We start from the raw sequence: 20,726 nt of genomic DNA on the forward strand, positions 1-20,726 counted from the left end.
CCTCCTTTCTCAGCTTCTCAATGCCAGTTCTTGATAAATGACGGAAATGAAAGAGATGATCTGTTGGATTAAACTAAAAAATAATAAACTGAGAAACGCCATAAATCCCATCGCGACAATTGTCAGAAGAATGGTTAGAATTGATTTGGACGGTGTAAATTGATGTACCGTCATGTTTCCAATGAACAGCATAAAAACAAACCAGATTAATGCTAGACTGTTCGAAAAATAATAAAATACCGATTCTTCCATCGAGATGACGTTGCTTAACCAAATCCAAGGGAAATTAATAATTATTAATGGAATAAGCGCAAAACATGTTGACGTAAATATTTCAACAAATTTCCCTTCTCCGTCCAACAATGTTGTAAGTGACCAATTAGCTATGCAAAAGAATAAGACTGGCACTAAGACATATATAATCTCCATAAAGCTATTCATTGATTTTGGATCTACAATTTGAACTACGAAACCGCTGTACTGACTGGACAAAATGTTTGTTAAAGCAAGCATAGATAGAATAGCAATGGCAAGGATCAGACTCTGCTTCTGATTACGTTCGTATTTCAAATCCCAATAGCCATCAAAGGGATGAAAAATGAGATGAAAAGGATATTTCAAAAGATCCCTATTCAATGGAAATCCCCCTCTTTCTCCGTACTGACTTCCGTTGTCTTATTGCTATTGAAATTACAACTGCCGATATAAATATACCTGTCATAATGATCGAGAAATATTCCCGAAGCACTTCCTTGCGATAGAGTAAGTAGGCTTTGGAATAATTTTTCTGATCCATACTCTTTTTAAAGTAAAACATTGCCTCTTTGTAATCTCCTTGACGAAGAAGAGCCTTACCGATTCCACCATAGGCAAACTCTAAATTGGAGTTCATATTTATAGTTTGTTGATAATAATCGAATGCCTTTCCTTCATCTCCTCGATAATAACTCCTAACGGCTTCATTGAGCATCCGACCGTATTCCGTTGTTTGGAACACCGTGATCTCACCAAGCGCCTTATCTAGAACTAGAAAATCATTTCCGATTCTAGTAATTGCTGTTGGTGTCTTAAATTCTCCTAATTTATTCCCGAGACCACCGAATATATACAACAAATGTCCATCCCCATTGTATGTAAAGATTCTTCCTCTTTTTGCATCAAGCACGGAAAATATTTCGCTATCAGTCACATCGATATCTACTAGTCGGGATGGGCCTTCATCTGCAAAGTAGCGAATGTCGCCCTGCGGTGTGAAATAGCCATTTCTACGCATTATATCGCTACCTTGAGCGTTGAGCATTTTAATGTTCTCACCCCGCTCATCGCCATTTGTAACATAAATAAAATCTTCATCGTTTATGTCCAAATTTGTAAATTCTGTAGGCGTAAACATGATCATTTTACTTTGTTGCTCTTGCGTGGAAATTGTTTTCCAAAAATACTCAAGAGGATCTACATTTACTCGATTTGCTCCCGTAAATGTATTAAATTCCCCTGCAGCGCTAAATTCCATCAAACCATCAAAAACCCCTATTGACATAACATATATCCGCTGAGCTTTATCGGCTACAACCCGAACTGGTTGGAAATCAAACGTTGAATTAAGCAAATCGGATTGTGGTGCTTCAATAATTTTGATGAGGCTGTTGTCCTTATCAAGCTCTACTATACGTTTATTGCCAGTATCAGCAATTAACAGTTTTTTATCTTGCGTTACATACAGTCCCTGAGGGTTAAGTAATGTTTCGATTGTTCCTTCATTGTCAAATGAGTCAATAACTTTAAACAATTTGTAATTCGGATCCAAAATGACCACTCTGTTATTGCCGGAATCCAGCACATAAATATAGTTGTCAGAAGTGACCTGAATATCGCTCGGTTCTTTGAGTACCCCAACTCCCATATCCAAGCCATTCAATGAATCGGTCGCTTTATAGGCAGCAGGCGAAGCAACCGTTGTTCCCCAATAAGAATAGTTGTAGGAATCTGCGTCGCTATTTGCCTGCGCTGGACTTCCCCACACACTTATGCCAATAAGACAACAAAGCATCATGAAGAGACCCTTTCTTATTTTGGGGTTTCTAGTCAACATCGTGCACAGCCCCCTTCTAATCCTTCATCCCGGAAGTAGCCATCGTCTCAATGACGCTACTCTGAGAAATAATAAATAGTGATATTGGAACAATCATCAAAAGTAGTGCAACTGCTGCACCAACCCCTGCTCTGGCAATCCCCCCGGCAGTAATTTGTCCCAAGGCGAAATTAAGCGTTTTCAAGTTCTCACTATAGATAAAGTTCCCCCCGTCACTTCCCCATAACATTGGAAATTGCAAAATCATCAAAGTTAACCATGCAGGCTTTACGTTGGGCATAACGATAGTCCAAAAAATCCTGTATTCATTAGCACCATCAATTTTGGCAGCTTCTAGCAAGGCATCAGGAACTTGCTCCATGAATTGCTTCATTAAGAACAATCCTAGCGGGAATGCTAATGCAGGTATAATTATGGATGCATGTGTATTGACCCATCCTAGCCAAGACATGATCAAATAGTTCGGTGTAGCTGTTACATGCGGCGAAAACATCAAAGCCAGCACAACTATGGAGAAGAGCGTCTTCGAGCCATAGAATCGATATTTCGCAAGGGGATAGGCTGCTGCAGACGCTAACAGGATATGCCCCACCGTGCCGACAATCGTGATCAGCAGCGTATTGGCGATATATCGAGAAAGTGGCACCCAAGAGTTCCCCATTAAGGATATTAGATCTAAAAAGTTTTCGATCGTCGGATTTTTGACAAAGAACCGCGGTGGGAATATAAATAATTCATCAAGCGGTTTGAATGCATTGTTCACCGCATAAACTAACGGCAAAGCCATAAAGGCCCCGAAAAAGGCAAGCAACGTAAACAGCAAAAAGCTTACAGTAAAGGAACGATTAAGATTTTTAGTCTTTCGAAAAACCGCTATCCTTTTCATGGCCAACGTTACTCACCTATCTTTCTCAGCATTTTTTGTGTCAGCATATTGGTTCCAAGCATAATGCCGAAGAGAACTGTTGCAATGGCGGACGCGTAGCCCATCTCGAAACGAATACTACCAAAGTCCATCAAATGCGTTACGACGGTATGCGCCGCATAGTTGACGCTCGGAAAGCCCGCAAGCGCAATCGATATTTCGGCAACTGCAAACGATCCTGTAATCTGCATGACCGCTCCGAACATAAGCTGCGGTCTCATCGAAGGCAACGTAATAAACCATAGTTCCTGCCAACGATTTCTAATTCCATCGATAGACCCTGCCTCAATCAAAGTTCTATCTATCGTTTGCAAACCAGCAATAAAGGCAAGGAAACTCGTTCCTAAACTAAGCCACAGTTGAACGATCATGACGATCGGCAAGATATATTTCTCATCAAGAAGCCATTGAATAGGTTCCAATATAATCCCTGTTCTCATCAAAAACCCGTTCAAATAACCATAGCTATCGCCAGAAAATACGATTAGCCATATGAAAAACACATTGCCTGAAATCGACGGAGCATAAAACACTAACGTCATAAATGCACGCACTTTAGGCGATAGCTCATTAATTATCCAAGCAAATAAAAAACAGGCGATATAGCTAAGAGGACCAGTAACGACCGCGAACAGAAGCGTATTCTTCAAAGCAATCATAAATACGTCGTCATTGAGAAACAGTCTTGCATAGTTTTGCCATCCTACAAATCGCGGAAATTCCAACATATTAAAATAGAATAAACTTAATACCAATGAGAAAGCGACCGGAATAACAGTGAACAAAAAGAAAATAGTCATATATGGACTAATTAAAATATAATAATGCTTGTTACGTTTTAATTCGCTGGCGATATGTGCCCACTTAGATGTCTTCTGCGGACGAATGAATTCCTTTGCGGCCTGAGCGGTTTTCTCTGTTTGCATCAGCTTCCACTCCTGACTAATACGGTAAGTTAAATTCTTTCCGTTTGATTTCAATTTCATCGTTAATATATAAGATATAATCAGATAACGCTTCACGAGGATTCTCACTAGCGTTTACGACTTTTCTGAAAGCATTGTCTAGATGTCTTCCAGTAAAGTATCCACCTGGAACTTGTGGGATACCTTTTACCCATTTCCACTGGCTCTCCAGATTGTTATAATCCTCTATTGGCCAAGGCAATTCTTCAAGAGCCTCAATGTTCGCAGTTGGATAACGAGCCGCCTCGCCCATAAGCCCTTCCATTTCACGTCCGTAAGCGACCTGAGTTTCCTTGTCTGTCCACCATTTCATAAACTCCCAAGCAATCTCTTTGTTTTCCGAATTTTCAAGCATTAAAACTGCTGTTGTATGACTGGCAACTTCATGATTGACTGTACCATCCGCAAGTTCTGTTCCTGGCACCAGGGTGAATTCCCATAAACCTTTGATCTCAGGAGCCATAACCGTCAGCATGTTATACGTTGTATAGTCTGCAATGCCTATCGGCATTTCACCTGTTCGGAATCGATTCGGGAAGTCTGCTATTAATGGAAACTTATAACTAGTATAAAACTGCGTCCACTTTTTGAATGCATCCATGGAAATCTCGGAATCTAACGCACTTTTCGTATCATTATCGCTGTATAATTGACCACCGTTCTGATATAGCAGCATAGAGAATGTTGCATTTGGAACGATAATCGGATTTGGAACCCCATTCGCATTTCTAACTTCAAGTGGCAAATAAAACTCCATGTTATGCTTCTGGAGCACTGAAATCATGTTATAAATATCTTGCCAAGTTTTCGGCGGTGTCAATCCCAATTCATCAAGAATGTCTTTGCGGTAGAACAGCATTGGAAAGGTTTGTTGCTCCGGCAAGGCAAATACGCCTCCATTGTACTTGTATGGGTCTATACCGCTGTCACGAAACCGGGTTACAATTTCATCAAAATCATCAAATTTCGTCAAATCCGCCGCAGCGTCTCTCATTGCATAGTTAACCGGAATATCCTCGCCGAGCTGCATCGCAACATCCGGACCTTCACCAGCAAGGGTAGCTGGCAGTAGAATATTTCCAGGTACAAGACGAAGCTTTACTGATATATCGGTCTCTGGTGTAAAGGAATCATCAATCATGCTTTTCAATACTTGCGCCTGATCGCGTCCTGTCGTAATCCAAACTGTCATCGATTTATCCTTTTCTCCCGTGTTACCTATGCTGTCATAATCTTCTGTATAAGAAGAAATATATGCCCCTATCTCATGTCCAGCTACTTGTAGTATTGTAGCGTCAGCTCTTGGTAGTTGCTGTTCTGGTGAAGACACGATTAGATAATCAAGCGATAACGGCTGTTCACGAACGTTCAAAATCCATGTCCCTAGACCTCCGACATTAATTTTGTATGATTTCAATTGTTTAGCAACCGTCTCCGGATATTTGACCATTTCCTCTAGTTGCCGGACCATGGAGTGTAGAACCGCAACCTTATCGCTTCGCTCTCCCGTAGCTTCTTCTAGGTAGTCTGCTACACTTTGAATAATTTCAGCCTGTTCAGAGAAAACCTCTGTCATCTCTGGAATACGCTTCTTTAATTGATAATCTCGAAATGGATCTGGCGTATTTGATGTAATCATTAGAACCTTTCGATACATCTCATTGAGCTCCAGCACACTCGACTCAATCGTTTGGAGCAATGGAGCGATATCTCCAAGTGAAACTGTCATGCGAATACGATGGGTACCTTTGGTTAGATGGAATAGATAGGGTTGCTCATCTTCACCCAATACATTCATATTCCAATCTCTCCCATAGTTAAAGCGAATTCGCTTCATTTCCTCAAATGGGTATTCCCCGTCAATCATCAGACTTCGTGTAGCATAGACACCACGAAGCTCGTTCTGCTTTTGCTTTAATGCTATTTGATACAAACCATCCTCTTCAACGTCAATCTCCCATTCAATCCACTGACCAGGTAGTTTCCAATTCAATCCGCCAATTGTGTTGATGCGGAGCTTTGAAACATCATACGGGATAACCGTAGGACTTGATCTGTCTGACACTGGATATAAAGTAGGGGATGACTTTGAATTGGCATTCTCTGCTTGGATAAGCATATATTGATCCTGGGCAACCTTAATGCCCTCGGCTTCGTACTCATTCTTCAGTTCTTCATAACTTTTCAGAGCCTTATTCTGATACAGTTCAATATAATCGATAGCCATAGGCTCTCGTAACGATGTCAATGAAAGTGTTTGAATACCTTTGTTTAAGAAAAAGGAATATGACTCTTCAAAATAACCATTCCTATCTTTAAAATCGACAATTTGCCATATTGGCTTCTCAATCTGTCTCGGGCGCAGATCATTATCCCTGTCATCCCTTCGAATCTCTTCATCACGATTTGCCCAAACTCGGTCAAATAACAATATCTCGGCCTCTTTGAAGGGCACTTCCCCATTAATGGCGAACTCTCTTTCAATAGATGCACTTTTTCCTTCAAGAGGAAAATAATGAATCTTAATATTGTAAAATCCCGGTTGTTCAATAAATGCTTCCCAACTGATGGTACCGGCTTCCGGTGTTACTACCGCTTGCCCATCTAATCCCTCAAGCTGTTTGACGACCTCAAACCCGTCTCCGAGAGTTTCGACAAAGTTCTCCCCTTCGATTCGAACCGTCTCATTAGGTCTATCCACTGTCGAATGACGATTCAAATATGCAACATAGCCATCTTCTTCCGAGAGGCCTGTAACGGCATCAAAACCACCTACAGCATGAACATGCGTTTGAGAGGTGGAATCTGAAGGGTAGAAAGCCCATAGGGATAATAGAAGTGCGGCAAGAGCCATTAGAACAATCACTTTTTTTTTCTTTCTTATGTACAACGTTTCTCCCCTCCTGATGTATATTTAAAATTAAGAAAAGTTTAGCAACATTCCTCATGAGTAAGAATCTACTACCTAATGAGGAATGTTGCGTCTTATTTAAGTTACTTTTACTTTAGATTAATTAGTTATCCATACTTCATCCACAGCAGCTTGAACTTGTGCTTTGTATGTCTCAACAACCGTTGAAACAGAAACTCCATTATTCAAGTCACCAATAATACTCCAATACGGGAAATTAGGATAAGTCTCTCTGTCTAGTACATGTGTTTTCTTATTCGCCGTTCTTAGATTGGCAACATCTTCCTCATTGTCAAAAATTGATTCATAATAAGCTTGAGCTGAATACTCACTAACGGAATCGTACTCCTGGATTTTTTCCATGATATACACCATTTGCTCTGGATTTTCAACCGCTTTCGGAATCACGTAAAAGGTAGGTGCAGTAGTAACACTTGTATATTCAGTTGCACTTGGAGATTTAGGGTAGGGAACAAAGCCTATTTCAGAGTCAGGCATATCCGTACGATATCCAGCAACATCATACATTGCACCATTAACTAGTAATGTGTTACCTTGACGGAAGAATTGAGTAGGCTCCGTCCAATCTCCACCTTCTGTCGGTCTTACAAGCTTCTCTGTTGCAAACGTGCTTATATGATTAAACACTTCAAGCGTTTTAGGATCATCTAAAGCTTGTTGATTTCCATTAGTGTAGTCAGCACCATTAGAAGCCATTGCCGCATCAATGGATACATTTGCAAGACCCCAAACGTCTATTTCTCCGTCGTTATTTGTATCTCGATTTCCTTCTTTAGCAACTTGAGTGAAAGCATCCCAGTTCCAATTGTCTTCATTAACGTACTCCTGCAAAGGCTTCAAGCCCAGTTCGTTCATCAATGTTTTGTTGTAAATGATACCGTTCGCACCATTTTCTCCATCATATATTGAGAACCCGTAAGATTTATCGTCGTATTCGGAGAATTTTTTTCCACTTGGACTGAATGCTTTATCGTTCTTTGTATATTCATCAAGCGGCCAGAAGAAGTCTTGCTGTACCATACTAGGAATTGCCCAAGGTTTCCTAATCGAGAGAATATCTCCGACCGGGTCGTTTGCTAGCAACGAAGCGGATACTTTTTCAACATACTCGTCATAAGTCAAACTAACATATTCAACTTTGAAATTATGTTTTACCATTAATTCATCTAAATTTTTCTGGCGCTGGATATTGTCAGGGCCATCTTGTTTTATTGCAAGATCGAACCAAGCTACAAACTTGACAGTTTTCCCACCAAGATCGAAATCCATTTCAGGTGTTGCATTTGGATTCTCATTAACTACTTCAACCTCTTCACTCGGTACAACATCTGTTACCACTGGATCACTTGATTGTTCAGGAGCAACATTATTTGCTGAATTCCCGCTACAAGCAGATAATACCAAAACAAAAACAAGACACAGCATCATTAACAGCCTTTTTTTATTCAACATTTTCTTCCCCCTGTTTCCCCTTGGGATTTAGTTACACCATGAATTGTAGCGCTTTCATTAGTTGGTCAACAACCTGCCTATATTCAGTTATTCAGCCTGCCTAATTATAGGTTCCCTTTCCAGAGACCAGTTCGCGTATCGAGCGATAAAAAAACAAGTAAAGAATTGCTTACAATCTAAGAAGTTGCACATGTATTGCTTATAAAGAAAGTCCCCGTACCTATTAGATACGGGGACAACGGTTCATAAACTATTCATTATTTGTGAAATTGCCAGTAATCAAACTTGATTAGCTTACTATTAGTCTCTCCTCTAAATACAAGGAATAAGTGATGAACTCCATCTGCACCTTTAATCTCAGTTTGAAGCTCATTGAACTGATCTAGTCCATCACCTGCAGGAATGGAAAGCTCACCAATCAATTTGCCGTCTGGACTATCCAAACGGATTTCAATGCTACTAGAAGAACTTCCACTAGCCACAGATGCTGTAAAAGAAGTAGCACCCTTACTACCAAAATCAACATTTGAAACGGCTATCCAATCGCCACTATCAATATCTGTCACTACTCTGTTAGACGAAGGATTTTCAATATCATCACTAATCAGTTCCGTATTTATTCCTGCATTCCAAGCGATCGTCTCCGCTTCCACTCGAACATATGGATGTAAGACTTTCAATTGCTTAACGCCTTCATAACTAGCGATAATTTCCTGAATCGTTCCATCTGCATTAAAAAAGACCTGATTCAGATGCGTTGAACGATATCCTTTCGCTACACCCATCGCTTTAGACAAGGTTTGAGCATGATAAGCAATATACCAGTTCCCGTGAAATTCGAAAATCGCATGATGGTTATTACCACCTACGCCAAAGAAGTGTTCTGGATTTTTTAGAATTATACCTTCATAAGTCCATGGACCCATCGGAGAATCGCTAACCATATATGAGATTTGACCTGCTTGAGGACTTCCGGCAGGACGAACACCATCATAGAAATTCGAGCAATACGTATAGTAGTATTTGTCATTCACTTTGTTAATTCCAGAATTCTCAAACATATACGGAGCTGGAATGGGTTGAGCTTCCCCTACGACACTAATCATATCTGCGCCGAGCTCCATCACTCTAGCTGTATTCGGCATTTCTTCCTGTCCTTCTGGAATACCGCCGCCAAAGTAGATATAGCCTTGCCCATCATCATCTATTAATACAGCTGGGTCGAACAGCCATGTTACCTTTTCCACACCTGGAGTTTCTCTAGTAAGTAGTGGCTTACCAATCGGATCGACCCACGGTCCCGTTGGACTATCACTCATTAGCACACCAATATTACTCGCATTATTTGCAAAGTAGATAAAAAATTTATCTTTTCCATCGATCACTTTATGCACCACCGCAGGTGCCCAAGATTGCGTTGCCCATTTGGCTGCGCCATCCGGACCTGCCGCATCTACGAAGCCGTGATCCGTCCAATTAACTAGATCGTCAGAAGAAATAACTGAGAGTTTATTAATATTGGCATAAGTATTATCCTTGATATTACCACTCTCGTCGTACTGAAATACATCATTCGTCATATAAAGATAGACCCGGTCTTTATATACTAGAGCATAAGGATCTGCTCCAAATTTGTGAGAGACTAATGGATTTCCGTTCAATATCGTTTTCCCTACTGCTTCAGCTATTTCATTATTCATCATTTCGTCTAGCTCCTTTTTAAGTGTAAGTGGTACTTTCTCTGAGATCACTTCTAATTCCTTATTAAAGCGTAACGTTTCACTATCGTTGCTTCAACCTGTCAAACTGATGGTGAATGACCCCTCAAGTTATAGATTTTCATCTATCTGCAAAAATCGACCAAGTAGAAACGGCTATGCCGTCTTTTTCAAGACGGTACCCGTTTCAGCGGAAATATAAGAAATAGAGTATCAAGAATCAATTTCATAATTACGCAACTCGATTTAGCTGCATCGGCGATTATGAAATTGATTCAAGTGAAACTTATATTCTCTTATATTTAACTAAAGTGACTCGCAAAAGTCACTTTAGTTGCAGCTCATTATTCAATTGCATACAAATCGTAACCTTCAGCCCATTAAGTTCGCTGCGTTCTACTATTAAACCACTATCTTCTCCATACGTTAATATAAGCCGTCGATGAATGTTAATAATGCCTGTCATTTCATTTGCTTCATCATTATGCTGGAGTCGATGCTGTTGCGTCATAAGTTGCTCATCGGTAAGCTGTTCACCATTATCCTCCACAATAATATGGAGTGCATCCTGCTGCTTATCAAATGTAATACTAAGGAATCCTTCCTCACTTTTCTTCTCAAGACTATGCTCATAAGCATTTTCTATTATCGGCTGCACAATAAGTCTTGGTACTTTAATAACTTCCATATCCTTTGGTAAATCATCAAATCTTACTCGTATTCTTCTCGAAAAACGAAGCTCTTGAATGTCTGTATACATACGCGAGTGCTTTATTTCATCCTCCAGCAGAACAAGATCCTCACCGTTACGTGTAATAAAGCGGAAATATTCCCCTAGCATAATTGTAAATTGTTCAATCCGCTCGACATCTCCGATCTTTGCTAAGGAATTCAAAATAAAGAAACTATTATACAAAAAATGCGGATTAATTTGAGATTGTAGCTGCTTTAGTTCAGATTTCTGCATCATCATTTTTTGCTTATAATCTTGGTCAATTAGACTTGTTAATTTTGTAAGCATATAATTGAAGCGCGTATACAAATAGCCAAATTCGTCCTTTTTGTCATGAACGATTGGATGATCCAGATCTCCAGCCTCCATCCGTCTAAAGCTTTGCACAAGCAGTAATAACGGCTTATGAATAAAGAGATACGTCGAATATGAAAAGACAACAATCGCTATAAAGGAAGCAATAGCAAATAACCAAGCCCATTTATAGAAGAAGCTTAAAGGTCTTTTAACCGTCTTCTCGGGCAAATAAGTAACGAGTGTGAGCTTTAATTTATTAGAATATGCCTTATCCATATGATACCGCTCTCCAGCAACCTCTAGCGTTGACATACTTCTTTTTACGCTTTCTTCCTCATCCAAATAACTATTTGCAACAGTTGCTGCTTCATCATTGCTCATCAATGTAAATTCTGACGGCTCTGAAATAAGAAATGATCCGCTATCTGGATAGACACTTAGCTGCTGTAATGACTGCTGTAGCTTTGCGCCGTCTAATTCGATCTGAACGACATAGTTTGGCAGTTCTCCTTTACCACCTCCATACTTTACAGCGATAAGATGGAGCGCTTCACCTGAATAATATAATCGATTTCGATTCTTAGAATAATTAGCGACTAATTGTGTATAGATCTGTTCATCAAGATTAACAACAGAATTCGTTGCAGAAACTGTTTTAGAAATGCTATAAATATGTACATTAATTTCTTTAATATACGCACTGCTGTTTTTGAACGATGTAAGTCGGTGTAATACATAATTTAAGCTTTCTCTTCTTTCCACATTGCTCATCTTATCCCAAGTAACAGCAAGCTTACTTAATTCGCTATCCTCTACAAGATCAAATTGCTGCAGTTCCATCCACTCAACTTCACGATCTAAATCTTCTAAATAGTAGTTCAATTGTGTAACAGTCGCTCTTGAAATATCATCGCTAGCATTATTATAGCTCCAGTTGTATAAGTAAAAACCAAGCATAATAATTGGTATAAAAACAAGCAGGTACGTAAATACCGAACGAAAAAAAATAGTTTTACGTAATGATGTTACAGGAAAGTTGAACAAGATAATACCTCCGAGCCTGCATGAATGCCTTTATGATTATTTATTTAGTTTATACCACTCATTGGCTTGCATTGTTATTTCGGCTCCACCTAGCTCGTACCATGTTTCTACAAATTGATCAAATTCATCAATAGAATTACCAAGGATGATATTGATATATGTCTCATGTTGCAGATCGTGCAGTAATGAATTTCGCTCGATCATCGTTTCAGTAGGAGCACCTGTAAATGCTTCATATAATAATTGATCATTAACTTCATACTGATCAAGGATAGAAAAGGCACCATTAACGCCATACGTCTTATCCCATCCCCAACCATGATCTTTATCTGCTCCCCCCGCTTGATACTGCTCAATTAACTTTTGAATGGATTGAGCTTCAGTATTCAACCCCGTCCAATCCCCTGTTTGACGAGCTTCAGCTAGCTGACGATAGGCTTCTAAATTTTTTAGAGCTGGATATGGAGTTACTGGTGATAACTGCCACACAGGATAAGAAGAACTATAATACTCTTTATATTCAGCAGTCTTACCCCAATTTTTCTCGAGATGCAAATTAATTAATTTGACAATTGCTTCTGGCTGCTCTAAGTCTTTACGTACAGCAAAGTACTGATAAGTTCTTAATTTTAGTGGAACCTTTGGAGGTATACCGGACAGAGATACAATAGGATATGCTTTCCAGTCTGCATCAAGATCTTGACTGTTTTGCACTACAAACGATCCCCATTGCTCACCGTACATCATCCCTGCTTTTCCATCCGCAATTTGCTGCTTCACTTTTTCAACATTTTTGAACGAAAACTCGGGATCAAGTTGACCATTTTTATACATTTTCTGCAGGTCGATAAGCGCTGTCTTCACCTCAGGCTGAATGCCACCAAATACGATATTATTTGAATCATCAACTATCCAAAGTTCAGGATATGCTTCATAACCTGCCATGAAGCCTTTAATGCTCATGACAGTATCCCACAAATAATTCGTAATGGCTAAGCCAAAAGTATCGTCTTGACCATTTTGATCTGGGTCCATTACTGTAAACGCTCTTGAAATTCCCAATACATCACTGATCGTTTGCGGTGGCTTTAATCCAAGCTGCTCCATCCAATCCGTTCGCAGCCAAATATACATCGCTCCTTCAATGGAGGAATTAGTGTCAGGTATAGCCATTAATTTCCCATCAATTGTAGCCGCGCCAAAAGCTGAATTTCCTTCTTGTTCTAATATATTTCTAGTCAACGGTGTCGCATAATTATTGTAAGCATCCGTCAAATCCTGAATTAAGCCTACATTACTCAACATTCTTAATTGTTCCGAACTAACTTTAACAACATCTGGGAGTTGACCTGAAGAAACGGAGAAACTAAGCTTTTGCTTATAAAGATCGCCCTTTGCTTTCCAATCGTACTTAATTGAAATGCCCAATACTTGCTCATAGATTCGGCTCCATCTATTATCTTCTAATGATTCCCCAGGTAATACATTTAGTAATTCTTCCAAAGTGTCACTTGTTTCGCGGACGAATGATAGCTCTATTGGCGGGTCATATTTGCTAAGTCCAATTTCATCATAAACATTTCTATTATTGTTTTCTTCCAAGGGTTCGTCGTTAGTATTGATCGAAGTACTATCGTTCTCACAAGCTATTACTATCAACATCAACAATAGAGTTAAAACAATAAGCTTGACCCATTTCATCATCGTTATCTGCAAATAAGACTCCCCCTATTCACATAGATATCATTTCATTATCTCGTTGAACTACTCCCACTTATCAACCTTTCGGTCTGATTGAAGTGGGAGATTCCTAAGAACACCAGTGTATCCACCAGTTATGGATTAGGCGATCCCATGGTCATATCCCCTTTTCTAACTAACCCTAATTATACCATGAGTAGAATTAGTAGCATACTTTAACAGGTTTTAATTCGAAGTAATATCCATTAAAATATAGATATAAAATAAGAAAGGATGATATATGTGGCTAATGATTCCTTGCAATATTCAACAAAAACAAGTAAAGGATTTTATTTTCTATTAGATTCTATTATTGAAGCCACAACTCAACCAGACGGGAGCTTTCGTCAAGAAATTTATATGGAAGGTCGTCTCGTAGACATGGCTAAACATGCAAGTAGAATAGCCGATGATAAACTGTTAGATCTATTAAAAAGCTGCAAAGGCTTCCGCCAATTAGTTCACAGCATCGGCATATCTGTCCAATGCGCTGAGGTAGATCAACCAAATATGCCCGTCATCTACGAAAACTGGGGCAAGACGAACAAGTACGAGTCTGGAACACGTATGCAAACAATATGTCCAACTGATGGTTCTGAAGTAAAAATTCTTTTGAGTGATTACGATTGGTCAGAAGAAGATGACGTGCCAGGCAAGCTCAGCTTTGAATTCTCTCGTGCTGGAGCGTTAGCCACAGTAAGCGTATATTTATATTTTAATGAAGGTTTTGAATCTCCACAGCATGTAGATAATGGACCTATTGACACCAGCTCACCTGCCTATCGCGAAATGATCAGCAAATCATTACTACAGCTCGGAAACAATTCCCGATTAAAAAAAGCAATTAATAAGGCACGAAAAGGTGAGGATGTCACCATCGCCTATATTGGAGGGTCAATTACAGAAGGCGCCAGTGCACGACCCATTCATAATGCCTGCTATGCCTATCAATCGTACGTAAGCTTCAAACAACGATATGGTAAAGATAATGGAGATCATATTCACTTTATTAAAGCTGGAGTAGGTGGAACTCCATCTGAGCTTGGCATGATTCGCTACGAAAGAGATGTACTAAAGCATGGCGCTGCTCAGCCAGATATCGTTATTATTGAATTCGCTGTTAATGATGCAGAAGATGAAACTGAAGGAGTTTGCTACGAAAGTCTAGTGCTTAGAGCATTACAAGAGCAACATGAGCCTGCTGTTATTCTGCTGTTCAGCGTATTTATTAATGACTGGAACTTGCAGGATCGACTTTCACCCGTCGGTAAGCATTATGATCTGCCGATGGTTAGCGTTAAGGATGCACTAGTCGAGCAATTTGGTATGACGAAGCAAGAAGGGCTTGTCATTACGAAGCAACAATACTTTTATGATATTTATCATCCAACAAACACTGGACATACGATAATGGCAGATTGCTTAGGTTACTTAATTGCCGAAGCTGATCGTAGTGTCCAAAGTGAGCAGGATATTGACTTGAACAAACAGCCGATTATTGGTAATGATTTTGTTCATATCTCGCTGCTTGATCGCATTCATAACACACATATTGCGCAAATTTGTGAGGGTAGCTTCCAAGCATCAGATACGGATTTGCATCAGGTGGGGTTAGACGATCAAACCATCCGTACACCTCAATTCCCCAACAACTGGATGCATACGATAGAATCAGGAAGTAATAGCTTTATGATGAAACTGCATTGCAAAAGCCTTCTATTAATATATAAAGATACTGGCAACAATGAGTTTGGAAGTGCAGATATATTAGTGGACGGTAAGCTAGCAAAAACCGTGGATCCACTTCTTACTAACTGGACACACTGTCATCCTATCATTATATTCAACGAGCAAGAAGCGAACGATCATACTATCGAGATTCGCATGTCAGCAGGTCATGAGGATAAGTGTTTTACCATACTTGGCTTTGGAGTTGTGCAATAACAAAATAAGTACTATCTCAATAGCCCAGCTATCGAATTCAATTCGATAGCTAGGCTATATCAATTAAGCTTAGTTCTTCAGGTTCGTTCCATTTCCTTAAATCCAATGATGTTGTGACATATGCATATTCATCTGAAGTAAACCCTAACTTCTCCCATAAAAGCTACAATTACATTGTCTATCTTTGCAATGAAACCTTTTGATCACTAGAATAATGTTGTAAAGTGTTGTTAATTAAGTTGTAAATTGCTTCACATAAAATATCAGAGATTATTATAAAAAAAGTCAACGAATCGAGTATATTGGAAATCTACAAATCCGAAGGAAGAACGCGATATAATGACGTTTAGACCTCGTGAAGAATAGATATCATATTATTATCTTTTGTTGCTATTCTATCTGGAAACTAGCGTTCCACAATGATGTAATCTCGGTATTCCTGTGGGGTCATCCCTGTAGATTTCTTAAAAAAACGTGTAAAGGAATGGGCTGATTCATATCCAACCAACAAGGCAACATCACGAACTTTTAAATCTCCATTACACAATAGCTCCTTAGCTTTTCTAATTCGACATTCATCAATATATTCCGATAGATTAACCCCATATTCCTGCTTAAAGAAACGCGACAAATAGGATGGATTAAAATAATGAATTTCTGCTAACCGAACGAGCGATAAATCTTCACTTAAATGCTCTCTAATAAATTCGCAAATTTTTCCAATAATTAAAGATGTCCTATTTTGCTCATTCATTAATTTTAGTTTAAACATACGTTCAGCTAAAAATTGCAAATACTGAAATCCTTCTGTCATGGATGTATGTTTTTCTAAAAGCATTAGTTTACTATATTCACCGATATCATGATGCAAACCAAACCGATTGATATATGAAAGTAATATTAAAGCTAGTGAATAATAGGTTTCAACGGAGCGATGAACTGAATCATTCAAATTCAAAGTATATTGAGCAACTTCATCAAAACATTTAAAAAACTCCTCAGACCTTCCGGCATCTAGATGTGCGCTCAAAACCTCCATTTTGGGTCCAAGCCGAAAACCTTCATTCGGATTTGATGTCATTGTCTGGTCAACTTGATCAATTTGAATCAATGAGACTCCATCACCTATCTTCATTCTCTGCAGTTGTCTAAGGCGTTCATACTGATTCGTTATTTCATTCCAGGCGCAGGGACCACCACTTATTGTGAAAGATATTGAGATACCATGTGTCTCCAAGCAGACTCGCTGAATTAATTCTAAAGTACCTTCCATATATTTTATTAAGTGATTGCTAAATTTCTCATCCGTATGCTGTGATGTTTGAAGAAACCACAATAAATCGCCATATTTGTCAACTAGAGGAACACTCTTAATCTGATCAGTCATAAAGAAATTCCAAATGACTCTCGTTAATGAAAATAATTCACTTTTTTCAATATGTGCTACTTCAAAAGAATATGACAAGTGACCAAGCGCTAAAACAACAGGGGCTTTAGGATCTAAAACAATATTTAATCTTTCAAACTCTTGAATTACTGAATCTTGATGCTCATAAGTTGTTTGACTGTCATGTAGAAAATTTCTGAAGTATTCGCTCTGTGCCATCAATTCTAGCGTATCCATCTGTTCTTGCGATTGTTCCAATAATTTATTCATTTGATTCTCATTATCAATTTCTTGTATAACTTCCTGCACGGTTTGAGTAACCTTTGTATAGCCTTCTGTCTTTAATAAATATCTAACGTTCAACTTTTGAATCACTTGATACGCATATTCAAACTCGCTATAACCTGTCAAAAAAATAATTTTGCATCTTGGCCAATACAATCGAATTTCTTCCATCAACTCTAAACCGCTCATCCCCGGCATACGAATATCGGTAAGCACAATGTCGATTCTGGTTCGCGACAACCAACTCAATGCTTCTTTTGCTGAAAAAGCTTTACATATATCTAAGTCGTCTGGCATGAATTGATTAAATACTTCGTACAATGCCTCTGTAATAATTTCTTCATCATCGACAATCAGTAATCTATACATCTGAAATCTTCCCCTTTAGCTTAATGAGCATGCATCTGTTAAGCCAATGCCTACTTTTTAAGTTTACTATAGATTCAATTCATAAGAACAAGCGATATTCCCAACGAAGAATTACTAAAGTATCAGCCCACTGTTCAGTTCGATCGCATTTTCCGTTGATACGTAGATAGCACTACTCCTCCTAGAATGAATAAGGACCATTGATTTATAAATACACCAACTAACACCTAGAAACAAAATGAAAAGTAAATCCGATTTATTCATGCACCTCGTGGGCATCCATTGGATAGACTTTTACATATTCTTCAATCTACTATTTCAATTTAATTCTCCCATAACAAATCATCCCTATACTAGAGTAAGTTAACACCCTCATTTTATATACGGAGAGGATCGATACTTATGGGAATTCACACTTATTTTCAATCGCTCAACGATCTTGAACGTATTATTCGCTGCCCAGGTAAATTCAAATTTGAAGAGCACAGTGTATCTGCTCATTCTTGGAAAGTAGTGCAATATGCTAAAACATTAGCCGATATTGAGGAAAGTAATGGCGTAACTGTGGATTGGAAAAAACTTTACGAAGTTACAAGCAGCCACGATTACGGCGAAATATTTATTGGAGATATCAAAACTCCTGTGAAACATTATTCTCTCGAACTTCGTGGTATGCTCCAGAAAGTAGAGGAAGGAATGGTTGCACATTTTATTGATGAGAATATCCCCGAGGAACTCAAATCGATCTTTCGCAGACAATTACGTGAAGGTAAAGATGATTCCGTAGAAGGATTAATTCTTGAAATGGCTGACAAACTCGATCAAGTTTATGAAGCTTTTGCTGAACTAAGAAGAGGCAACACAGAGAAAGAGTTTGTTATCATGTACCGCGAGGCATTGATTAAAATCAAGAACATCAAACTACATTGTGTAGATTATTTCTTGCTGCACATACTCCCCGATCTTGTTGAGGAAAGTTCCAATTGTCCTGTCGATATTAAAAAAATAACAAAAGAAGCATTAGACTTCTAAACAATTCATCTATAACCCTCACGAAATACGAATATGCACTTTGATCAGACGGTATAAGAAAAGGATCTATCTCTACTATCTTGATAGAACTCCAATTTGTTAACTATTAGTCAATTGGATGTCACACGCTCGGAGTAAATAAAAGAACCGCCAAGGTTGAAAAATTCCCTGACGGTTCTTTTGCGGTTTGATGTTACTTCCGTGTTCATCTATCTTTAAATTTGCTTGATTACCTTTCCCAGCATAGCTGGATAATCGGTAATTATTCCAGATACCTTGCATTCAAGCATCTGCTGCATCCCATGTTCTTCATTAACGGTCCATACAATGACATGTCTGCCGCTCTCCCGGATCGCAGCCACGTCCTCCGAATCCACCATAACATCATGCAGTGATACGGAAAACACATCCATCCCGAAGTCTTCGATCACTCGGAGCGGATGCAGCAGTTTAGCGTCATATACGAGACTGATGCGGACCTTGGGCGCGATTTGCTTGATCCGATACAGCATTTTGTGATCGTAGGAGGAGAAAACCACCGAATCCAGTCGGTCAAACTCCCGCAGCAGTCCAATCACTTTCTCCTCGATACGTCCACCGTAGCTTTGCTTCAGCTCAATGTTCAAACCAATATCCAAAGGTACTAGCTCAAGCACTTCACGCAACAGTGGGATTTTCTCTCCTGCAAACGCTGCTGCGAACCAGGAACCAGCGTCGGCCTGCCTAATTTCCTCCAAGGCCAACTCCCCAATCACTCCGCTTCGATTCGTCGTACGATCAAGCGTTTCGTCATGACATACGACGATCTCTTCGTCTAGTGTTAGATGAATATCCAGTTCAATAGCTTGACACTGCTGTTGGAGCGCTAATCGAAATGCAGCCAATGTATTTTCTGGCGCTTCTCCCGCTGCTCCTCTATGTGCGACGATCCAGGTCCCTTCGATATTCCAATTCATATTCATCATCCTTTATTATGCGATTTTTCATTTCGCTTATTTGATTCCCGAGTGCATAAAGCTTTCTACGAACTGACGCTGGAAGACCAGGAATACAACCAATAATGGTAAAATGACGAGAATTGTAGCGGCCGTGACTGTCCCCCATTGCGCACCCGTTTCGAACGTTTGCGCGAAAATAGCTAACCCCACTGTCAATGGTCGCGTCTCAACGGAGTTGGTAATGATAAGCGGCCACATGAAGTCGCTCCAATGCGTACTGACCGAAATCAATCCAAAAGCGACATAAGTCGATTTGGCAGAAGGGATATACACATGCCAAAGCGTCTGCCACCAGCGACAGCCATCGATTCTAGACGCTTCATCCAGATCAAGCGGGATTTGCTTGAAAGTCTGACGCAGCAAGAACACGCCGAAAGACGAAGCCCAAAAAGGCAGCATGATCGCCAGCTTGGAATCAATCAGCCCAAGTTCCTTCATTACAGAATAGTTAGGAAAAATGAGAATATCCGGAGGAATCATGATCTGCACGAGAAAAATGATAAATAGGACTCCTCGTCCGATAAAATTCAACCGGGCAAAGGCATACGCCGCCAGTGTTGCTGTGAATAGTTGTACCACTAGCACACCAACCACAATCACAATTGTATTGAACAGGTACCGGAAAAACGGAATCGTGTTCCAGGCCGAAATATAGTTTTGAAACGTCGGATGTTTAATCGCAAACGGATTAACTCTCGTTAACACTTCACTGGAAGGGGTGAACGATGTCACAACAGCCCACACCAGCGGCATAACGAAAACCAAAGCCAGAAGTACGATAATAAAACGGTTGATTACACGGATCCCCATGAC

Annotated in this window: 14 protein-coding genes; 2 read left to right on the forward strand and 12 right to left on the reverse strand. The window is 39.5% G+C overall.

From position 1 onward, the window contains the following. Positions 1-9: 9 nt before the first annotated feature. The 9 genes from AC1TO9_RS15825 to AC1TO9_RS15865 all read right to left on the reverse strand — a co-directional run bounded on the left by AC1TO9_RS15825 (position 10) and on the right by AC1TO9_RS15865 (position 13,862). Positions 10-636 carry a YIP1 family protein gene (locus tag AC1TO9_RS15825; protein ID WP_482056386.1) on the reverse strand — a complete coding sequence of 209 codons (627 nt, stop codon included), beginning with the start codon at positions 634-636 and terminating at the stop codon, positions 10-12. Continuing rightward, on the reverse strand, positions 629-2,092 hold the full coding sequence (locus AC1TO9_RS15830) for a hypothetical protein (RefSeq protein ID WP_482059806.1): 1,464 nt from the start codon (positions 2,090-2,092) through the stop codon (positions 629-631). The genes AC1TO9_RS15825 and AC1TO9_RS15830 overlap by 8 nt, the downstream gene beginning before the upstream one ends. Before the next feature lie 16 nt (positions 2,093-2,108). Then, on the reverse strand, positions 2,109-2,978 hold the full coding sequence (locus tag AC1TO9_RS15835; protein WP_482056384.1) for a carbohydrate ABC transporter permease: 870 nt from the start codon (positions 2,976-2,978) through the stop codon (positions 2,109-2,111). 8 nt (positions 2,979-2,986) lie between these two features. Further along, complete coding sequence (locus tag AC1TO9_RS15840; RefSeq protein WP_482056383.1) at positions 2,987-3,943, reverse strand: carbohydrate ABC transporter permease; 957 nt, start codon at positions 3,941-3,943, stop codon at positions 2,987-2,989. Positions 3,944-3,959: 16 nt separating this feature from the next. Then, complete coding sequence (locus tag AC1TO9_RS15845; protein WP_482059879.1) at positions 3,960-6,836, reverse strand: extracellular solute-binding protein; 2,877 nt, start codon at positions 6,834-6,836, stop codon at positions 3,960-3,962. Between the two features lie 156 nt (positions 6,837-6,992). Beyond that, on the reverse strand, positions 6,993-8,366 hold the full coding sequence (locus tag AC1TO9_RS15850; protein WP_482059807.1) for an ABC transporter substrate-binding protein: 1,374 nt from the start codon (positions 8,364-8,366) through the stop codon (positions 6,993-6,995). A 257-nt stretch (positions 8,367-8,623) separates the two neighbouring features. Then, positions 8,624-10,069 carry a glycoside hydrolase family 43 protein gene (locus AC1TO9_RS15855; protein WP_482059808.1) on the reverse strand — a complete coding sequence of 482 codons (1,446 nt, stop codon included), beginning with the start codon at positions 10,067-10,069 and terminating at the stop codon, positions 8,624-8,626. A gap of 340 nt (positions 10,070-10,409) precedes the next feature. After that, a complete protein-coding gene (locus tag AC1TO9_RS15860; RefSeq protein ID WP_482059809.1) occupies positions 10,410-12,158 on the reverse strand; it encodes a sensor histidine kinase in 1,749 nt (582 codons plus the stop codon). 36 nt (positions 12,159-12,194) lie between these two features. Further along, the gene (locus tag AC1TO9_RS15865) at positions 12,195-13,862 is read right to left on the reverse strand and encodes an extracellular solute-binding protein (RefSeq protein ID WP_482059880.1); all 1,668 of its coding nucleotides are present in this window, start codon (positions 13,860-13,862) and stop codon (positions 12,195-12,197) included. A 279-nt stretch (positions 13,863-14,141) separates the two neighbouring features. On the opposite strand from AC1TO9_RS15865, the gene AC1TO9_RS15870 reads away from it, so the two are divergent. Beyond that, the gene (locus AC1TO9_RS15870; RefSeq protein WP_482059810.1) at positions 14,142-15,842 is read left to right on the forward strand and encodes an SGNH/GDSL hydrolase family protein; all 1,701 of its coding nucleotides are present in this window, start codon (positions 14,142-14,144) and stop codon (positions 15,840-15,842) included. A 406-nt stretch (positions 15,843-16,248) separates the two neighbouring features. On the opposite strand, the gene AC1TO9_RS15875 is transcribed toward AC1TO9_RS15870, so the two are convergent. Next, positions 16,249-17,883 (reverse strand): helix-turn-helix domain-containing protein, encoded by a 1,635-nt coding sequence (locus AC1TO9_RS15875; protein WP_482059811.1) that lies wholly within the window; start codon positions 17,881-17,883, stop codon positions 16,249-16,251. A gap of 402 nt (positions 17,884-18,285) precedes the next feature. On the opposite strand from AC1TO9_RS15875, the gene AC1TO9_RS15880 reads away from it, so the two are divergent. Next, positions 18,286-18,915: a YfbR-like 5'-deoxynucleotidase gene (locus AC1TO9_RS15880; protein WP_482059812.1), complete on the forward strand. Its 630-nt coding sequence runs from the start codon at positions 18,286-18,288 to the stop codon at positions 18,913-18,915. A 215-nt stretch (positions 18,916-19,130) separates the two neighbouring features. On the opposite strand, the gene AC1TO9_RS15885 is transcribed toward AC1TO9_RS15880, so the two are convergent. Both AC1TO9_RS15885 and AC1TO9_RS15890 read right to left on the reverse strand, forming a co-directional pair. Next, a complete protein-coding gene (locus AC1TO9_RS15885; protein ID WP_482059813.1) occupies positions 19,131-19,871 on the reverse strand; it encodes a glycerophosphodiester phosphodiesterase in 741 nt (246 codons plus the stop codon). 36 nt (positions 19,872-19,907) lie between these two features. After that, the gene (locus AC1TO9_RS15890) at positions 19,908-20,723 is read right to left on the reverse strand and encodes a carbohydrate ABC transporter permease (RefSeq protein ID WP_482059814.1); all 816 of its coding nucleotides are present in this window, start codon (positions 20,721-20,723) and stop codon (positions 19,908-19,910) included. Positions 20,724-20,726: the final 3 nt, after the last annotated feature.

This window comes from Paenibacillus sp. Y916, assembly GCF_056786435.1.

What these genes read in the sequence shown, in the direction of transcription:
- AC1TO9_RS15830 (WP_482059806.1), bottom strand. Translation starts at nt 2,092, where the DNA reads ATGTTGACTAGAAACCCCAAAATAAGAAAGGGTCTCTTCATGATGCTT.
- AC1TO9_RS15835 (WP_482056384.1), bottom strand. Translation starts at nt 2,978, where the DNA reads ATGAAAAGGATAGCGGTTTTTCGAAAGACTAAAAATCTTAATCGTTCC.
- AC1TO9_RS15840 (WP_482056383.1), bottom strand. Translation starts at nt 3,943, where the DNA reads ATGCAAACAGAGAAAACCGCTCAGGCCGCAAAGGAATTCATTCGTCCG.
- AC1TO9_RS15845 (WP_482059879.1), bottom strand. Translation starts at nt 6,836, where the DNA reads ATGGCTCTTGCCGCACTTCTATTATCCCTATGGGCTTTCTACCCTTCA.
- AC1TO9_RS15850 (WP_482059807.1), bottom strand. Translation starts at nt 8,366, where the DNA reads ATGTTGAATAAAAAAAGGCTGTTAATGATGCTGTGTCTTGTTTTTGTT.
- AC1TO9_RS15855 (WP_482059808.1), bottom strand. Translation starts at nt 10,069, where the DNA reads ATGATGAATAATGAAATAGCTGAAGCAGTAGGGAAAACGATATTGAAC.
- AC1TO9_RS15865 (WP_482059880.1), bottom strand. Translation starts at nt 13,862, where the DNA reads ATGATGAAATGGGTCAAGCTTATTGTTTTAACTCTATTGTTGATGTTG.
- AC1TO9_RS15875 (WP_482059811.1), bottom strand. Translation starts at nt 17,883, where the DNA reads ATGTATAGATTACTGATTGTCGATGATGAAGAAATTATTACAGAGGCA.
- AC1TO9_RS15880 (WP_482059812.1), top strand. Translation starts at nt 18,286, where the DNA reads ATGGGAATTCACACTTATTTTCAATCGCTCAACGATCTTGAACGTATT.
- AC1TO9_RS15885 (WP_482059813.1), bottom strand. Translation starts at nt 19,871, where the DNA reads ATGAATTGGAATATCGAAGGGACCTGGATCGTCGCACATAGAGGAGCA.
- AC1TO9_RS15890 (WP_482059814.1), bottom strand. Translation starts at nt 20,723, where the DNA reads ATGGGGATCCGTGTAATCAACCGTTTTATTATCGTACTTCTGGCTTTG.